Source organism: Azospirillum sp. TSO22-1 (genome assembly GCF_003116015.1).
Classification (GTDB): domain Bacteria; phylum Pseudomonadota; class Alphaproteobacteria; order Azospirillales; family Azospirillaceae; genus Azospirillum.
Genome location: NZ_LGQZ01000023.1, coordinates 1 through 16304, shown reverse-complemented (window position 1 = coordinate 16304; position 16304 = coordinate 1). Strand labels below are relative to the sequence as shown.

Genomic DNA, 16304 nt, shown 5'->3' with positions numbered 1-16304 from the left:
CCCCTGGATCCCGTTTCCGGGTTCCAGGAGCCTCCCAAGTCAGGCCGATGAGGTGTGCGGTCGGGGCATGTCCGTATACCCCGCCGTCACCTTAGCCCTTCATAACCTTCAGCATGGTCGAGCCGAGGCTCGCCGGGCTGTCGGCCACCGCGATGCCGACCGACTTCATGAAGTCGATCTTGAAGTCCGCGGTGTCGTTGCCGCCCGACACGACCGCGCCGGCGTGGCCCATGCGGCGGCCCGGAGGCGCGGTGCGGCCGGCGATGAAGCCGACGACCGGCTTCTTCGTGCCCGAGTCCTTGATGAACTGCGCGCCCTTCACCTCGGCGTCACCACCGATCTCGCCGATCATGATGATGCCTTCGGTCTCCGGATCCTTGATGAACAGGTCCAGGGAGTCGATGAAGTTGGTGCCGTTCACCGGATCGCCGCCGATGCCGATGCAGGTGGTCTGGCCGAGGCCGGCCGCCGTGGTCTGCGCGACGGCTTCGTAGGTCAGCGTGCCCGAGCGCGACACGATGCCGATCTTGCCGCGCTTGTGGATGTGGCCCGGCATGATGCCGATCTTGCACTCGTCCGGGGTGATGATGCCCGGGCAGTTCGGACCGATCAGGCGGGTCTTGGAGTTCGCCAGGGCGCGCTTCACCCGCACCATGTCCAGCACCGGGATGCCCTCGGTGATGCAGACCACCAGCGGGATCTCGGCGTCGATGGCCTCCAGGATCGCGTCGGCCGCGAAGGGCGGCGGGACGTAGATCACGGACGCGTTGGCGCCGGTCTTCTCGACGGCGTCGGCGACGGTGTCGAACACCGGCAGGTCGAGGTGGGTGGTGCCGCCCTTACCCGGGGTGACGCCGCCGACCATCTTGGTGCCGTAGGCGATCGCCTGCTCGGAGTGGAAGGTGCCCTGCGCGCCGGTGAAGCCCTGGCAGATGACCTTCGTGTCGGAATTAACGAGAACAGCCATCTTACTTGGCCTCCTTCACGGCCTTGACCACCTTCTCGGCGGCGTCGGCGAGGTTGTCGGCCGACAGGATCGGCAGGCCGGACTCGGACAGGATCTTCTTGCCCAGCTCGACGTTGGTGCCTTCCAGGCGGACGACGAGCGGAACGTGCAGGTGGACCTCACGGGCCGCGGCGACGACGCCCTCGGCGATGACGTCGCAGCGCATGATGCCGCCGAAGATGTTGACCAGGATGCCCTCGACGTTCGGATCCGACAGGATCAGCTTGAAGGCCGCGGTCACGCGCTCACGCGTGGCGCCGCCGCCGACGTCCAGGAAGTTGGCCGGCTCGCCGCCGTACAGCTTGATGATGTCCATGGTGGCCATCGCCAGGCCGGCGCCGTTCACCATGCAGCCGATCGAGCCGTCGAGCTTGACGTAGTTGAGGCTGTGCTTCGCCGCCTCGATCTCCGCCGGGTCCTCTTCCGACTCGTCGCGCAGCTCTTCGATGTCCTTGTGACGGAAGAGCGCGTTGTCGTCGAAGTTCATCTTGGCGTCGAGCGCCAGGATCTCGCCCGAACCGGTGACGATCAGCGGGTTGATCTCGACGATCGAGCAGTCCAGCTCCACGAACGCCTGGTACATGGCGGTCAGGAACTTGGCGGCGGCACCGACCTGCTTGCCTTCCAGGCCGAGGCCGAAGGCAACCTTGCGGGTGTGGTAGCCCTGGATGCCGCTGACCGGGTCGATGGCGACCTTCAGGATCTTTTCGGGGTGGTCGTGGGCGACCTCCTCGATCTCCATGCCGCCCTCGGTCGAGGCGATGATGGTCACCGTGCCGGAGGCGCGGTCGACCAGCATGCCGAGGTACAGCTCGCGCTTGATGTCGGCGCCTTCCTCGACGTAGATGCGCTTGACTTCCTTGCCCTCGGGGCCGGTCTGCTTGGTGACGAGCACCTTGCCGAGCATCTCGCCGGCGTTCTTGCCGACCTCCTCGACGGACTTGACGACGCGGACGCCGCCCTTGCCCTGCTCGTTGCCCTTGAAGCGGCCGGCGCCGCGGCCACCGGCGTGGATCTGCGACTTCACGACCCAGACCGGGCCGCCCAGCTCGCGGGCGACGGTCTCGGCTTCCTGCGGGGTGTAGGCGACGCCGCCGCGGGGAACCGCGACGCCGTACTTCTTCAACAGGCCCTTAGCCTGGTACTCATGGATGTTCATCGGGCGTCCATCTTTTTTGTAGGTCGGCTGACGATGATGGGCGGACGCGGGAAAGGCGCCGTGCGTTTCGGCAATACATCCGGAGGCGTATGCGCTCCGGATGATTGACCGCCGCTACTGTAGCACCTGGGACGGACTCTTCAACCGTCCGTCCCGCGGTGCAGCGCGTGTTTCCGCCTGCTGGCAAAAAGGCCGCCTCTTAGGAGGCGGCCTTCTCAGCCTGCTGCTTCTTGACGACGTCGACCAGCGTCTGCACCGCAGCCACCGAGTGGTCGAACATCTTCTTCTCGTCCGCGTTCAGCTCGATCTCGATGATCTTCTCGACGCCGCCGGCGCCGATGATCGTCGGGACGCCGACGTACATGTCGTTGACGCCGTACTGGCCGGTCAGCTGCGCGGCGCAGGGCAGGACGCGCTTCTGATCCTTGAGGTAGCTCTCGGCCATCTGGATGGCGGAGGCGGCCGGGGCGTAGAAGGCCGAGCCGGTCTTCAGCAGCTTGACGATCTCGGCGCCGCCGTCACGGGTGCGCTGGACGATCTGGTCGAGCTTCTCCTGCGAGGTCCAGCCCATCTTGATCAGGTCCGGCAGCGGGATGCCGGCGACGGTCGAGTAACGCACCAGCGGGACCATGGTGTCGCCGTGGCCGCCCAGCACGAAGGCGGTGACGTCTTCCACCGAAACCTTGAACTCGTCGGCCAGGAAGTAGCGGAAACGCGCCGAGTCCAGCACGCCGGCCATGCCGACCACCTTGTGCGCGGGCAGACCCGAGGCCTGCTGCAGCACCCACACCATCACGTCCAGCGGGTTGGTGATGACGATGACGAAGGCGTTCGGGCAGTACTTCTTGATGGCCTCGCCGACCGTCTGGCAGACGCCGGTGTTGATGCCGATCAGATCGTCACGGCTCATGCCGGGCTTGCGCGGCACGCCGGCGGTGACGATGACGACGTCGGCGTCCTTGATCACCGAGTAGTCGTTGCCGCCGCTGAGAGCGGCATTGAAGCCCTCGACCGGGGCGGTCTCGGCGAGGTCGAGCGCCTTGCCGGCCGGCATGTCCTCGGCGATGTCGAACAGGACGATGTCGCCCAGTTCCTTGAGGCCGGCGAGGAGGGCCAGCGTGCCGCCGATCTGGCCGGAGCCGACGAGGGCGATCTTGTTGCGTGCCATGGAGCGTTCCCTGCGCTTAAAGCGTCCCCCCTTCAGCGGAGGACCGAACCAATGGATGGGTCTTTCTTTAGGGATCCAGCGCCCTTAGAATTCGAGGCGGGTTCCTAGCGCGAATCCACTCGAAGGGCAAGCGTGACGGGAGGCACGGAACCGGAACGGTCCGAGGAATCCGGTGAAACCGTGCTGATGGATCGCCTGCCCACGTATCAAAGGACTGAATTTTCTCCTTGGGAGGTCATGATGATGCGCTTTGCGCCCGCTGCGACATTGGCGATCGCCGTCGCGTTCCTGGCGGGCCCGGTGTCGGCCCAGACCGTGCCGGACTACGAGGCGGCGCTGGCCGCGGTGCCCGGCTCGCCGGCGGCGGCCGTCGCCTCGGCGTGCCGGCCGCTGCAGAACTACGTGGTCACGGCGATGGAGCCGGGCGAGCGCAAGGGCCCCTGGCTGCTGTCGTGGCTGCCCTTCACGCCGTGGGCCGACGACACCGCCGCCGGTGCGCGGCGCGATTGCACCAGCGTGCGCGAGGTGGGGGTGATCGCCTTCAACGCCGGCAGCTCCGAGGAGATCGTCACCCCGCCGAAGCTGGACGACACCGACGTGCTGGTCCGCCCGACCGACCCGGCGACGTCGACGCAGCCGCTGCCCGGCTACGACACGCCGAGCCGGCGGACCCCGCGGACGCGCTGAGCGGCGTGGAGCGGGCCGGGCGCCTGTCCGGCCCGCCCTACAGCCACGCCGGCGTCCAGGGGAAGTCGGCCGGGAACATCCTGAGGTAGTGGACGAGGCGCGGCCGGTCGGCATGGTTCGGCGTGGGGCCGTGCGCCAGCGCGTGGTGCCACAGGATGAGGTCGCCGGCCCGCCCCGCGATGGGCGTCATCGTCAGGTGCCGCTCGGCGTGCGTGCGCGGCGACACGCCCGGCGGCAGCGAGTCCATCCAGGCGTCGAGCGTGCGGTGCATGCCCGGCACCACGGCGAACGCCCCCTGGTTCGCGGCGGTGTCGGTCAGGTAGATCAGGCCCTGGATGCCCAGGGGGACCGGCCGGACGAGGCTGACGTCCCAATGGATGCCAGGGCCGGGAAAGGCGCAGTTGGGCGTCACCGGCGGGTTGAAGCCGACGCGGTCGGTGCTCACCCACAGGTCGGCGCTTCCCCAGAGCTGGGCGAACGCCTTGTGGATGCGCCGCGACCGCCGGTTGGCGTCGAGCGCCGGATGGCGGAACAGCTGGGTGAACACGCATTGCTGCCGGTCGGTCCATTCCTCCCAGGAGGCGGGGTCGTCCGGCGACTTGCCCAGCTCGTCCCACACCGCCTGCGCGGTGGCCCGGCAGGCCTCGGGGCCGATCGAGTCGTGCAGGACGACCCAGCCGTGCTCCTCCCAGTGGGCGAGGTCGTCCGCGTCGAGCACCGGCTCCATGGCGTCGATGTCGCCGGCCAAGGCGCGGGCGGCGGGCGGCGGCGATTGGCCGGTCAGCGCGGCGTTGACGCGTTCCACCGCCCCGGGGGCGAGGGCGCCGCCGTTGTGCCGGACGATCCAGTCCTCGAACTCCGCAAAGCCGGGCCGGGCGCCGCCGAGATGGCGGTAAAACTCCTCCAGACCGACTTGCAGGCCGCTGCACAGCACGTGGACGGTGCGCCACTCGCGCACCGCCTCGTCGCCCTCGGGCACGGTGCCGGAGAGAAGCCGCGACCAGATGCGCTTGAGGCCGACGACCCCCAGTGCACCGACGTCGGTGAAGTCGGCGAGGGGAGGTGCGCTGAGGGTCTTTGCCATGGTGGCCGTGTCCGGATTGCGGTGTGGTGGCGGGAACGAACACCACCTGTTTGCCGCAGCGGAGGCGTCACTGCAACCCGTACAGCTCAAGCTGGCGCGCCATTTCGGCCGGAGGCAGCGGGAAGTCGGTGCCCTGGCGGGCGTTCAGCATGGCGTGCGGCGCGATGCCCGCGGCGCGCGCCTGCACCTGCATGGCGCAGCGCATCGAGAAGCCGGCGCGCCAGACCAGCGCGGTGACGGCGCGCGGGTTGCCGGAGTCCAGCACCAGCCCGACCGCCTGCACCGGCGCCCCGGCGCGCAGCGCCAGCGCGGCGCGCACGAAGCCGGTCTCGTTCCACGACAGCGCGTCGCCGATGGCGGTCTCGCCCAGCGCGCCGGTGCGGTGCAGGCGCAGCGCGCGGCGCTCCGGCGTCTCTGAGGGCGCGCGCTCGATCCACTCGACGCGGCGGCGGACGGCGGCGGCGATCTCGGCGACGGTGGCCTCGTCGAAGTCGGGGCGCGAGCGCAGCACCGCGACCACCGAGCGGTCGACGAAGTCGGCCAGCCGCAGCGCGAGGCGCGGCGGCAGCGCCGGCCGGGCCGCCAGCTTGGATTGCAGCGCGCGGTGGCGGGTCGAGTCCTCGACGGCGCGCTCCAGCGCCGGTTCGGGGATGATGGCGCCGGTGTTGTCGAGCAGCACGCCGGTCGCCTCGGCGTCGCCGGCCTCGACGATGGCGGTGGAGACCGGAGCGCTGACGCTGGCGCGGCCGGCGATGGCCGACAGCGCCCAGGGCGCCGGCTGCGCCGCGATCACCGTCAGCAGGTCGGAATCCGTGAGCGTGGCGCAGCAGTGCAGGATCGGTTCGGCCACCGAGCGCTCGACGTCGCGCGCCAGCTTCTGCACCACCGGCGGCGGGGCGCAGGCGATGTCCTTGATGGCTGTCGCCAGCGCCGCGCGCACGAAGGTGACGTGGTCGCGGGCCAGCTGCTCCAGCGCGCGCAACGCCACGTTGGCGACGGTGTCGCGGCCGTCCGGCGGCAGGTCGGGCAGCAGGCGGCAGAGCTGGCGCGCCAGCGCCGCCCGCACCGCCTCGTCGCCCCAGCCGGACAGGCGGGACTGCGCCAGCAGCGCGCCCAGCGCGCGGGCCGGCGTCGGTTCCGGCGCGGCGGGCTCGTCGAACAGGTAGTCGAGCTGCTCCGGCGCCACGCCTTGTGCGGGGCCGGGGCTGTCGTGGGTGGCCGGTGGGCGCGGCCGGAGGAGGTGCGGTTTGCCGGTCACGGTTTTCGATCCCGGGTTGAGGCGGCGAGGAGCGAACCAGTTTGATCCATCGGAACGCCGCCTCGGTTAACGGGTGGCTAATTCGGCATTTCGCTAAAATACATTTTATCGCCGCTCCCTATCTCCGGCGGGCGAGCGCCACGGTGGCCGGCGGTTTCACGGCGCCGCCCATGGTGCGCACCGGCACCGCGCGCTGTTTGCGCAGCGTGTCGAAGGCGTCGAAGATGCGCAGCAGGTGGCCCGAGGTCTCGTCGCCGTAGCGCACGTCCATGCGGGCGCGGCCCAGCTCGGTGCGGATCTCCTCGCGCAGGTGGCCGAACAGCGCCTCGAAGATCAGCTCGAAATGCTCGTCGGCGAAGCTGAAGGTGCGGGCGTTGACGGCGGTCGTCATGCGGCGCATGAAGCTCTGGCGCTGGAAGTGGAACTGCTTGAAGCGCAGCATGACGCGCACGAACAGCGCATGCGTCAGCACCGGCAGGGTGGGGTGGCGGGACACCCGGGGCCACACCTCCTCCTCGCGTTCGGCGCGGGTGAGCTGGAAGATCGAGCGGGCGTCGGCGTTCATCGCCTCCCACTCCTTGTCGTAGAACAGCGCGGTGAGGTTGGCCTGCAGGCCGGGCACGATGACGCGCGGGAAGACGTTGCCGGTCACGGGATCGGCGATCTCCGGCACCTTCTGGGTGACGGAGGAGTACATCAGCCGCGTGACGAAGTCGCGCCGCCGCCCCTCCTCGGTCCCCGGCGGCAGTTCCAGCGTGACGGACTCGGCCGGGTCGGTGCGGCCGTCCTGGCAGCCGCGGCAGGTGCGCGCGAACAGCGGCAGCGTGCGCGGCCAGTTGTCCATCATCAGGTCGAAGGCGCGGGTGAACTCCTCCTGGGTCAGCGCGCCGCGCAGGGCGATCTGCGCGCCGATGGCTTCCTGGAAGGTCTGCACCAACGCGCGGGCGATGCCGTGATGCTGCACGAAGGACGGGACGCCCATGCCCATGTTCGGGGCCGCGGCCGCCGGGGCCTCGGACAGCGCGCGGGGGCGCGTGGGGTGCAGGTCGTGGTCGCTCATGGCCGTCGGGATGCGAGATGATTGGATTTATCTCGCATTTTATCAATTGACGGAGGCGTGGCTGTGACGGCGGTCACTCGCGATCCGAAACGCGGCCCAAAAATCAGCCGGCCAAAGTCAGCCGGCGGTGCGGGATACGTACGCCTTCAGCATGGCGGGCGCGATGGCCCGGTGGAAAGGCTTGACCACGAGCATGTAGAACCGGCCCAGAGCGTTCTTCGTCCGAACCACGGTGGTGATGACCGCCCACTGGCCGGTGCCGTCGTCGGGAAGCTTGCAGACCGACAGCCAGACGTCGAGATGCCTGTCCTGGTCGCCCACGATGATCTCGGGCTCGGTGATGTCCTGAACCGTGAAGATGCCCAGCCGGTCGCCGGGCCGGTAGTCGGCCGCGGCCTTCTCCGGGGTGACGGCCGCCAGCGCGCCGAGGTCCTTCAGGCCCGCCAGACGGACCAGCTTGTTCCGCAGCCACATCAACCGGTCGATCCAGGCCGGGGGGCGGTTCATGGTGCACCGGAAGATGTCCAGCGCCGACAGGCCGGGATCGGACACGGGGAAGCGGTAGGCGTCGTGGAAGTCGGCTCCCGCGAGGTGCCGGCGGATGGCGGCGTGTGCCGGGATCTCCGAAGGTTCGACGCGGGGCATCGGAACACTCTCCGTGGAATGGATCTCCGCCCACGGTCGGCAGCCGCGCTCGCGCTGTCAAGCGCCTCGCGCCCAAGAAAAAAGGCCGCCGTCAAGCGACGGCGGCCCGAAGTCTAGGGAGGAAACGCACGGCACGAGTGCCGTAGTCGTGCGGAACCTACCCGGGTATGCCGCAAAGTGGTAGTACCAAGTGCGTATGTGTGCGCTGCACAACGCGCATGGCTCCGCCCAAGGTGTGTTCCGTCAGCCCAGCTTCCCGCGGATCAGCGCCTTGGTCTCCTCGATGCCGTACAGCTCGATGAACGAGCCCATGCGCGGCCCCGTGGTCTGGCCCAGCAGCACCTCGTAGAGCGCCTGGAACCACGCGCGCAGCTCGGTGAAGCCGTGCGCCTTGCCCACCTCGAACACCTCGTTCTGGATGGTCTCGGCCTTGGCGTCGGCGGCCAGGATGGTCAGGCGGTTCAGCAGGTCATCCAGCGCCACGCGCTCGGCGTCGGTGGGGGCGCGGTACTGCTTGGTCGGCTTCACGAAGTCCTGGTAGTAGCGCACCGCGTAGCCGGCCATGCGGTCGAGCAGCGGGTTGCTCTCCGCCGACACGCCGGGGGCGTAGCGGCTGATGAAGCCCCACATCACGTCCTTGGTCTCGGCGTTGGCGACGCCGGCCAGGTTCAGCAACAGGCCGAAGCTGAGGTCGGAGCGGACCGCCGGCGGCTTGCCGTCGTGGATGTGCCAGGCCGGGTTCTCCAGCTGCTTCGCCGGGTCCTCCTGCGGCAGCTTGGCGGCGAAGGCGACGTACTCGTCCACCGCGCGCGGGATGACGTCGAAGTACAGGCGCTTGGCCGTCTTCGGCTTCTGGAACATGTAGAGCGACAGGCTCTCCGGCGGGGCGTAGGTCAGCCACTCCTCGATGGTCAGGCCGTTGCCCTTGGACTTGGAGATCTTCTGCCCCCGGTCGTCCAGGAAGAGTTCATAGTTGAAGCCCTCCGGCGGCGTGCCGCCGAGGATCTTCGCGATCTTGCCGGCCAGCTCGACCGAGGGGATCAGGTCCTTGCCGGCCATCTCGTAATCCACGCCCAGCGCGTACCAGCGCATGCCCCAGTCGGGCTTCCACTGCAGCTTGACGTGGCCGCCGGTGACCGGGACCTCGACCTTCTTCCCGTCCTCGTCCTCGAAGACGATGGTGCCGGCGTCCACGTCGCGCTCCAGCACCGGGACCTGCAGGACGCGGCCGGTGGACGGCGAGACGGGAAGGAACGGGCTGTAGGTCTGCTGCCGCTCCTCGCCGAGCGTCGGCAGCATCACCGCCATGATCTCGTCGTAGTTGGCCAGGACCTTCAGCAGCGCGTCGTCGAAGCGGCCGGACTTGTACCATTCCGTGGAGGACTGGAAGTCGTAGTCGAAGCCGAACTGGTCGAGGAAGGCGCGCAGCCGCGCGTTGTTGTGCGCGCCGAAGCTGTCGTGCGTGCCGAACGGGTCGGGCACCTGGGTCAGCGGCTTGCCGAGGTGCTGGGCCACCATCTCCTTGTTGGGGATGTTGTCGGGCACCTTGCGCAGGCCGTCCATGTCGTCGGAGAAGGCGAACAGCTTGGTCGGCAGGTCCGACATGCGCTGGAACGCCTGGCGCACCATGGTGGTGCGCGCCACCTCGCCGAAGGTGCCGATGTGCGGCAGGCCCGACGGGCCGTAGCCGGTCTCGAACAGGACGTAGCCCTTGGCGGGCGGCGCTTTGGCGAAGCGCGCCACCAGCTTGCGCGCTTCCTCGAACGGCCACGCCTTCGCCTGCAACGCCAGTTCCCGCTCGCCCGTCATAGCCCGAGTTCCTTCGCCACACTTCCGTAAAGGGGAAGGCGGACCCTAGGGCGGAAGCGGGGTTGCGTCAACGGCCGAGCCTTGCCACCCTCTCGGCATCGCCGCAGCCGGGGAAGCACCTCCATGGGTTGGGTCTATCTGTCGGTCGCCATCGGCTTCGAGATCGCCGGCACCACCGCCATGAAGCTGTCGGACGGGATGACGCGGCTGTGGCCGGCGCTGGCCGTGGTGCTGTGCTACAGCGTGTCGTTCACGCTGCTGGCCTGGGCTCTGCGTAGCCTGGAGGTGGGGGTGGCCTACGCGGTGTGGTCGGCGGTCGGCACCATGGCCATCGCCGCCATCGGCATCCTGGTGTTCGGCGAGGGCGTCGGGACGATGAAGCTGCTGGGCCTCGCGCTGATCGTCGCCGGGGTGGTCAGCCTGCGGCTCGCCGGACCGGGGGCGTGAGCATGGGCTGGATCGTCCTGGGGGTGATCGTCGGCGCGGTGATGATCCTGCTGTCCAAGCGACGTCGGACGGGCGAGCCCGAGGGCACGGCCGACGCCGGGGTGGCGGTTCCCCCGATCGGCGGGCCGGAGGGTGGTCCGGACGGCGGCGACTGTGGTGATGGCGACGGTGGCGACGGCGGGGAATGACGGCCGGCGTTCCCGATTTCCCTAAAATTCGCGATAAGCGTGGCAAGAGTGTGAGGTAAGTTTACGTTAACCATAACGGGCGCTTCCTCCCCGGGCACACAGCACGGAGGCAAGCGATCCATGACGACCGCCCTTTACGTTTCGACCCAAGGCAAGGACACGTGGTCGGGCAAGCTGGCCGCGCCCAACGCCGAGGGGACGGACGGGCCGCTCGCCAGCCTTGCCGCGGCGCGTGACGCCATGCGCGCCGGGGAGGCGGACACCACCTACGTCCGCGGCGGCACCTACCATTTGACGCAGACGCTGGAGCTGGACGCCCGCGACGCCGGCCACACCTTCACCGCCTATCAGGGCGAAAAGCCGGTGATCAGCGGCGGCGAGGTGGTGCACGGCTTCCGCGACGAGGGCAACGGCCTGTACTCCGCCGAACTCGCCCAGCGCAGCGACCTCGACCTGACCGTCGGCGGCGTGCGCCAGCACGTGGCGCAGACCGGCGTGCGCGATCCGGCCAATCCCGCCACCTCCGGCTGGCAGGTGATCGGCGACGCGCCGGGGGGCGCCGCCAAGGGTGTCTTCACCGCCCGCGGCACGGTGCCGGAGGGCATCGTCGCGCACGACGGCCTGAAGGTGCAGGCGCTGGACTACGAGCGCCTGTCCGACCGCATCGCCGACGTCACCGCCATCGACCGCGGCGCCCACACCATCGCGCTGGGGCAGGAGTCGCAGTACGACCTGCGCGCCGGCGGCACCTACCGGCTGCTCAACGACCCGGCGCTGATCCGCGATGCGGGGGATTTCGCCTGGCGCGAGTCCGACCACCGTCTGGTGCTCAAGCCGCAGGATGCGGCGCACTTCGAGGAACAGGGCGTGGTGGTGCCGCGCCTGGGCACGCTGGTGACGCTGAACAAGACCCACGACGTGACGCTGAGCGGGCTGACCTTCACCGACGGCCGCTGGGACGGCGCCGCGGTGGTGCTGTCGGGCGGGCACAGCAACGAGCTGGGCGGCAACACGTTCAGCAACGTCGGCACCGGCGTGGCGGCGTACGCCTCGACCGGCAACCGCATCGCCGGCAACACGCTGCACGACCTCGCCGACAGCGGCATCACCCTGGAGCAGGCCTCCGACGGCAACCGCGTCTACGCCAACGTGATCGAGCACGTTGGCACCCTGGTGAAGGGTGGCGGCGGCATTACCTCGGTGGGCAGCAGCCACCTCACCATCAGCCACAACGACATCAGCGACACCGCCCGCTACGGCATCTCGCTGAAGGAGTGGGGCGACGGCCAGCTGAACGAGGACAACCTCGTGGAAGGCAACCGCGTCCGCCACGCCGGACAGGAGACCGCCGACGGCGGCGGCATCGAGATGCTGGGACGCTCCGGGCACGACACCCATTCGGTGATCCGCGGCAACGTGGTGGAGGACAGCGGCGGGCTGGCCACCGCGCGCGGTTCCGGCGAGTGGCTGACCGACCACAAGGGCTGGGGCATCTCGCTGGACGACCTGACCAGCGGCGTGACGGTGGACGGCAACCGGGTGACCGGCACCTCGTGGGCCAACATCTACGTGCACGGCGGCCACGACAACGCGGTGACCAACAACGCCGGGGTGATCGACAACCCAAGCGACTCCTTCATCCGCGTCGAGTGGGTGCCGAAGGCCGGCGACCTCGGCCGGCCGGCCGACAACGTGGTCACCGGCAACGTCATCGAGGGCGCGCAGCCGATGGACCACTACGCGACCCTGCTGACCGCCGGCACGCTGACGCTGGACCACAACACCGTGCACAACGCGCCGGCCAAGGGTGCGGCCGACGTGGTCGCCGACCACGTGGTGGTGACGGCGGCCGGCGACGGCACCCACGACGCGGACTGGGCCGCGGCAGGGGCCGGCGGCTTCGCCGCGGGGGCGGAGCTGACGCACTTCTGGTGAGCGGCTTGTGAGGCCCTCCCCCTGCTTCGCAGGGGGAGGGAGGGGACCCGCGAAGCGGGGAGGGTGGGGGCTACGGCTTTCCCGTGGAGCCGCTGCCCCCACCCAACCCTCCCCCTGCGGAGCAGGGGGAGGGCACCGTTCGCCCTTTACCGCACGCAGTCGTCCAGACGTTCCCGTTCCACCACCGCCATCCGCCGCTCGATGACTCCCGCCCGCCGCTGCACGTAGGGCGTGGCGGGCGTCCAGTTGCGCGGGCTGGGCAGCAGCACCGCCAGCACCGCGGCCTCCCGGCGCGTCAAGGACGAGGTCGGCTTGCCGAAGTGGTGCCGCGCGGCGGCCTCGGCGCCGTACACGCCATCGGCCCACTCGACGATGTTGAGATAGACCTCCATGATCCGGCGCTTCGGCCACAGCGCCTCGATCAGCAGGGTGAAGCCGGTCTCCAGCCCCTTGCGGGTCCAGGTGCGGTCGGGCCAGAGGAAGGCGTTCTTCGCGGTCTGCTGGCTGATCGTCGAGCCGCCCTTGAGGCGGCGGCCTTCCTCGTTGTCCTCGAACGCGTCCTCGATGGCTGCCCAGTCGAAGCCGCCGTGGCCGCAGAACTTGGTGTCCTCGGACGCGATCACCGCCCGCGCCAGCACCGGCGCGATGCGCGCCAGCGGCACCCAGTCGTGCCGCATCGCCGACCCGTCGGCGGCGCGGATCAGCATCAGCGGCGTCGCCGGTACCGGCGCCACCCGGTACAGCAGCACCCAGCCGACGCTCAGCGCCGCCAGACCCAGCGCCAGCGCGACCAGGACGCGGATCAGCCGGCGCACCAAGACCGTCCGAACGGGGTAGGGACCGCGAATTCCATCGTGTCGGCCGAAAAAATACCTATAAGAAGGCGCAACGCGGGTGCTCGTACCGGCGCTGCCGGCCCCTTATACTGCACGCCGCATGCACACGTCCCACCCGACCTCCCATCCCCTGTCGCTCGACACCGCGCCGGTCATCGTCGCCGGGGCGCGGCAGGTCGTGTGGATGAGTGCCGACGGCGAGGTGGAGACCCTCAGCCCCGCCGCCGCCGCCAAGCGGGCGCGGCGCGAGACGCCGGTGGTCTGCCACGCCCGCACGGTGGCGCGGCGGCTGGGCGCCGATCCGTTCCCGATGCTGGACGTGCTGGAGCTGTTCGCCTTCGTCAAGCCGGCCGCCTTCTGCGTGCCCACCCCGCGCGGGCTGGCCGAGGCGCTGCAGCTGCCCCGGCCCGAGGGGCTGGAGGCGGAAGCGGTGGCGCTGCAGCGCGCCGCGTGGCTGCTGCTGAAGATCATCGCCGCCCCGGCCCGCTCGGAGGCGTCCGACCCCGTCGCCATCGCCTGGGAGATGGGCCGCGCCGGCTGGCCGTGGGCACCGATGGTGCTGGGTGCGCTGGGCGCGCCGAACGGGCCGGAGCGCGGGCGCGCCCTGCACGGCTTCCGCATCTGGACCCGGCTGAAGGAGGTCGACCAGGAAGCACCCCCGCCGCCGCCCGCCCATCATCCCGTCGAGCCGGAGGAGGCGCGCCGCCGGCTGGCCGAGATGCTCTCCGCCCAGGTCGCCGGCAAGGTGGCCGAGCCGCGGCCGCAGCAGGCCGACTACGCCAGCGCGGTGTCCGGCGCCTTCGCGCCGCGCCCGGCGCCGGACACGCCGAACCTCGTGCTGGCCGAGGCCGGCACCGGCGTCGGCAAGACGCTGGGCTACCTCGCCCCGTCCACGGTGTGGGCGGAGAAGAACCGCGGCACGGTGTGGATCTCCACCTACACCCGCAACCTCCAGCACCAGATCGACGGCGAGCTGGACCGCCTGTTCGACGACCCCGCCACCAAGGCGCGCAAGGTCGTGGTGCGCAAGGGGCGCGAGAACTACCTGTGCCTGCTGAACCTGGAGGACGCGGTGCGCGGCCTGCCGACGCAGCCTCACAATGCGGTGGCGGTCGGGCTGATGGCGCGCTGGGCGGCGGCGACGCGCGACGGCGACCTCAACGGCGGCGACTTCCCGGGCTGGCTGGTCGATCTGCTGGGGCGAGCGCGCACCATGACGCTGGCCGACCGGCGCGGCGAGTGCGTCTATTCCGCCTGCGACCACTACGCCAAGTGCTTCATCGAAAAGAGCGTGCGCCGTGCGCGCCGCGCCGACGTGGTGATCGCCAACCACGCGCTGGTGATGGTGCAGGCGGCGCTGGGCGGCGGCGACGACATCGGCCTGCCGACCCGCTACGTCTTCGACGAGGGCCACCACGTCTTCGACGCCGCCGACAATGCCTTCGCCGGCCATCTCACCGGGCGCGAGGCGCAGGAGCTGCGCCGCTGGCTGCTCGGCGCCGAGGAGAGCCGCGGCCGGGCGCGCGGGCTGAAGCGCCGGCTGGAGGACCTCGTGGCCGGCGACGACAAGGCGCAGGAGCAGCTCGACGCCGTGCTGATGGCGGCGTTCCGCCTGCCGGGCGACGGCTGGGCGGCGCGGCTGTCCGCCGACAACCCGAACGGCCCGACCGAGCGCTTCCTGCTGCTGGCCCGCCAGCAGGTCTACGCCCGCACCGACGGCGCCGCCGGGCCGTACAGCCTGGAGGCCGACACCGCCTACCCGGTGGACGGCCTGACGGAGGCCGCCGACGAGCTGCGCGCCGCGCTGGGCGAGCTGTCGAAGCCGCTGGAGGCGCTGTCGCAGCGCCTCGCCAGCCGGCTGGACGACGAGGCCGCGGAGCTGGACGCCGATCAGCGCCGGCGCATCGACGCGATGTCCAGGAGCCTGCACCGCCGCGGCACGCTGACGGTGGAGGCGTGGCGGGCCATGCTGGCCTCGCTGAAGGAGGCGACGCCGCCGCAGTTCGTCGACTGGTTCGCGGTGGAGCGGCAGGAGGGGCGCGACGTCGATGTCGGCCTGTACCGCCACTGGGTGGACCCGACCATCCCCTTCGTCGAGGCGGTCAGCGCCCAGGCGCACGGCATGGTGGTCACCTCGGCGACGCTGACCGACGGCACCGGCGACACGGCGCTCGACTGGGAGGCGGCGGAGGCGCGCACCGGGGCGCTGCACCTGCCGCGGCCGGCGGTGCGGGCGCAGGTGCCCTCGCCCTTCGACTACAAGGCGCAGACCCGCGTGCTGGTGGTCACCGACGTGCGCAAGGACGATCTGGGGCAGGTGGCGGCGGCCTACCGCGAGCTGTTCCTGGCCGCCAAGGGCGGCGGCCTCGGGCTGTTCACTGCGATCAGCCGCCTGCGCGCGGTGCACGAGAAGCTGGCCGAGCCGCTGGACCGTGCCGGCCTGCCGCTCTACGCCCAGCACGTCGATCCGCTCGACGTCTCCACGCTTATCGACATCTTCCGCGGCGAGGAGCACGCCTGCCTGCTCGGCACCGACGCGGTGCGTGACGGCGTGGACGTGCCGGGGCGGTCGTTGCGCCTGATCGTCTTCGACCGCGTGCCCTGGCCGCGGCCGGACATCCTGCACCGGGCACGCCGCGAGGCGTTCGGCCGGCGCCGCTACGAGGACATGCTGACGCGCCTGCGCCTGAAGCAGGCGTTCGGCCGGCTGGTGCGCCGGGCCGACGACGTCGGCGTGTTCGTGCTGCTCGACCCGATGATGCCGTCGCGGCTGTTCGGCGCGTTCCCGGAGGGCGTCGAGGTGCAGCGCGTCGGGCTGAAGGACGCGGTGGCGATCACGCGGGAGTTTTTGGGAGAAGACCCCGGTCCCTCCCCCAGCCCCGCTGGGGGAGGTTAGGAGGGGGCCAGTTGTTCCCTCGAAGCCGTTGCCCCCACCCAACCACCGGTCGCCCGCAAGTCGGGCGACCGCGCTCCGCCTACGATCGCCTTCGGCGCTCGTTGCCTACGGCACCGGCTCCACGCC

The 16304-nt window shown here is 70.4% G+C and carries 14 protein-coding genes; 5 read left to right on the top strand and 9 right to left on the bottom strand.

All coding sequences use genetic code 11. From position 1 onward, the window contains the following. Positions 1–91: 91 nt before the first annotated feature. The 3 genes from sucD to mdh all read right to left on the bottom strand — a co-directional run bounded on the left by sucD (position 92) and on the right by mdh (position 3333). Positions 92–967: a succinate--CoA ligase subunit alpha gene (gene sucD / locus TSO221_RS06725; protein ID WP_109117712.1), complete on the bottom strand. Its 876-nt coding sequence runs from the start codon at positions 965–967 to the stop codon at positions 92–94. A gap of 1 nt (position 968) precedes the next feature. Then, positions 969–2165: an ADP-forming succinate--CoA ligase subunit beta gene (gene sucC, locus TSO221_RS06720; protein ID WP_109117711.1), complete on the bottom strand. Its 1197-nt coding sequence runs from the start codon at positions 2163–2165 to the stop codon at positions 969–971. 199 nt (positions 2166–2364) lie between these two features. Continuing rightward, the gene (mdh, locus tag TSO221_RS06715) at positions 2365–3333 is read right to left on the bottom strand and encodes a malate dehydrogenase (RefSeq protein ID WP_109117710.1); all 969 of its coding nucleotides are present in this window, start codon (positions 3331–3333) and stop codon (positions 2365–2367) included. 237 nt (positions 3334–3570) lie between these two features. Here mdh and TSO221_RS06710 point away from each other — a divergent pair, with 237 nt between their 5' ends. Beyond that, on the top strand, positions 3571–4020 hold the full coding sequence (locus TSO221_RS06710; protein ID WP_158284014.1) for a hypothetical protein: 450 nt from the start codon (positions 3571–3573) through the stop codon (positions 4018–4020). Between the two features lie 37 nt (positions 4021–4057). On the opposite strand, the gene TSO221_RS06705 is transcribed toward TSO221_RS06710, so the two are convergent. The 5 genes from TSO221_RS06705 to TSO221_RS06685 all read right to left on the bottom strand — a co-directional run bounded on the left by TSO221_RS06705 (position 4058) and on the right by TSO221_RS06685 (position 9876). Beyond that, positions 4058–5104 (bottom strand): phytanoyl-CoA dioxygenase family protein, encoded by a 1047-nt coding sequence (locus TSO221_RS06705; protein ID WP_109117708.1) that lies wholly within the window; start codon positions 5102–5104, stop codon positions 4058–4060. A gap of 67 nt (positions 5105–5171) precedes the next feature. Then, on the bottom strand, positions 5172–6362 hold the full coding sequence (locus tag TSO221_RS06700; protein WP_109117707.1) for a DUF2336 domain-containing protein: 1191 nt from the start codon (positions 6360–6362) through the stop codon (positions 5172–5174). A 118-nt stretch (positions 6363–6480) separates the two neighbouring features. Further along, positions 6481–7422 (bottom strand): hypothetical protein, encoded by a 942-nt coding sequence (locus TSO221_RS06695; RefSeq protein WP_109117706.1) that lies wholly within the window; start codon positions 7420–7422, stop codon positions 6481–6483. A 117-nt stretch (positions 7423–7539) separates the two neighbouring features. Then, positions 7540–8067: a DUF2867 domain-containing protein gene (locus TSO221_RS06690; RefSeq protein ID WP_109117705.1), complete on the bottom strand. Its 528-nt coding sequence runs from the start codon at positions 8065–8067 to the stop codon at positions 7540–7542. 243 nt (positions 8068–8310) lie between these two features. Further along, positions 8311–9876 (bottom strand): lysine--tRNA ligase, encoded by a 1566-nt coding sequence (locus TSO221_RS06685; RefSeq protein WP_109117704.1) that lies wholly within the window; start codon positions 9874–9876, stop codon positions 8311–8313. Between the two features lie 123 nt (positions 9877–9999). On the opposite strand from TSO221_RS06685, the gene TSO221_RS06680 reads away from it, so the two are divergent. The 3 genes from TSO221_RS06680 to TSO221_RS06670 all read left to right on the top strand — a co-directional run bounded on the left by TSO221_RS06680 (position 10000) and on the right by TSO221_RS06670 (position 12446). Continuing rightward, the gene (locus TSO221_RS06680) at positions 10000–10323 is read left to right on the top strand and encodes a multidrug efflux SMR transporter (RefSeq protein ID WP_109117703.1); all 324 of its coding nucleotides are present in this window, start codon (positions 10000–10002) and stop codon (positions 10321–10323) included. Beyond that, complete coding sequence (locus TSO221_RS06675; RefSeq protein WP_158284013.1) at positions 10320–10511, top strand: hypothetical protein; 192 nt, start codon at positions 10320–10322, stop codon at positions 10509–10511. Before TSO221_RS06680 ends, TSO221_RS06675 begins: the two co-directional genes overlap by 4 nt. A 120-nt stretch (positions 10512–10631) precedes the next feature. Beyond that, positions 10632–12446: a right-handed parallel beta-helix repeat-containing protein gene (locus TSO221_RS06670; protein ID WP_109117701.1), complete on the top strand. Its 1815-nt coding sequence runs from the start codon at positions 10632–10634 to the stop codon at positions 12444–12446. 146 nt (positions 12447–12592) lie between these two features. Here TSO221_RS06670 and mtgA read toward each other — a convergent pair whose 3' ends face one another. Further along, positions 12593–13261: a monofunctional biosynthetic peptidoglycan transglycosylase gene (mtgA, locus tag TSO221_RS06665; protein WP_109117750.1), complete on the bottom strand. Its 669-nt coding sequence runs from the start codon at positions 13259–13261 to the stop codon at positions 12593–12595. Positions 13262–13382: 121 nt separating this feature from the next. Here mtgA and TSO221_RS06660 point away from each other — a divergent pair, with 121 nt between their 5' ends. Next, a complete protein-coding gene (locus tag TSO221_RS06660) occupies positions 13383–16178 on the top strand; it encodes an ATP-dependent DNA helicase (RefSeq protein WP_109117700.1) in 2796 nt (931 codons plus the stop codon). The last annotated feature ends 126 nt before the right edge of the window (positions 16179–16304 follow it).

Coding starts and splice junctions, on each gene's coding strand:
- sucD (WP_109117712.1), bottom strand. CDS start 967: ATGGCTGTTCTCGTTAATTCCGACACGAAGGTCATCTGCCAGGGCTTC.
- sucC (WP_109117711.1), bottom strand. CDS start 2,165: ATGAACATCCATGAGTACCAGGCTAAGGGCCTGTTGAAGAAGTACGGC.
- mdh (WP_109117710.1), bottom strand. CDS start 3,333: ATGGCACGCAACAAGATCGCCCTCGTCGGCTCCGGCCAGATCGGCGGC.
- TSO221_RS06710 (WP_158284014.1), top strand. CDS start 3,571: ATGATGATGCGCTTTGCGCCCGCTGCGACATTGGCGATCGCCGTCGCG.
- TSO221_RS06705 (WP_109117708.1), bottom strand. CDS start 5,104: ATGGCAAAGACCCTCAGCGCACCTCCCCTCGCCGACTTCACCGACGTC.
- TSO221_RS06695 (WP_109117706.1), bottom strand. CDS start 7,422: ATGAGCGACCACGACCTGCACCCCACGCGCCCCCGCGCGCTGTCCGAG.
- TSO221_RS06690 (WP_109117705.1), bottom strand. CDS start 8,067: ATGCCCCGCGTCGAACCTTCGGAGATCCCGGCACACGCCGCCATCCGC.
- TSO221_RS06685 (WP_109117704.1), bottom strand. CDS start 9,876: ATGACGGGCGAGCGGGAACTGGCGTTGCAGGCGAAGGCGTGGCCGTTC.
- TSO221_RS06680 (WP_109117703.1), top strand. CDS start 10,000: ATGGGTTGGGTCTATCTGTCGGTCGCCATCGGCTTCGAGATCGCCGGC.
- TSO221_RS06670 (WP_109117701.1), top strand. CDS start 10,632: ATGACGACCGCCCTTTACGTTTCGACCCAAGGCAAGGACACGTGGTCG.
- TSO221_RS06660 (WP_109117700.1), top strand. CDS start 13,383: ATGCACACGTCCCACCCGACCTCCCATCCCCTGTCGCTCGACACCGCG.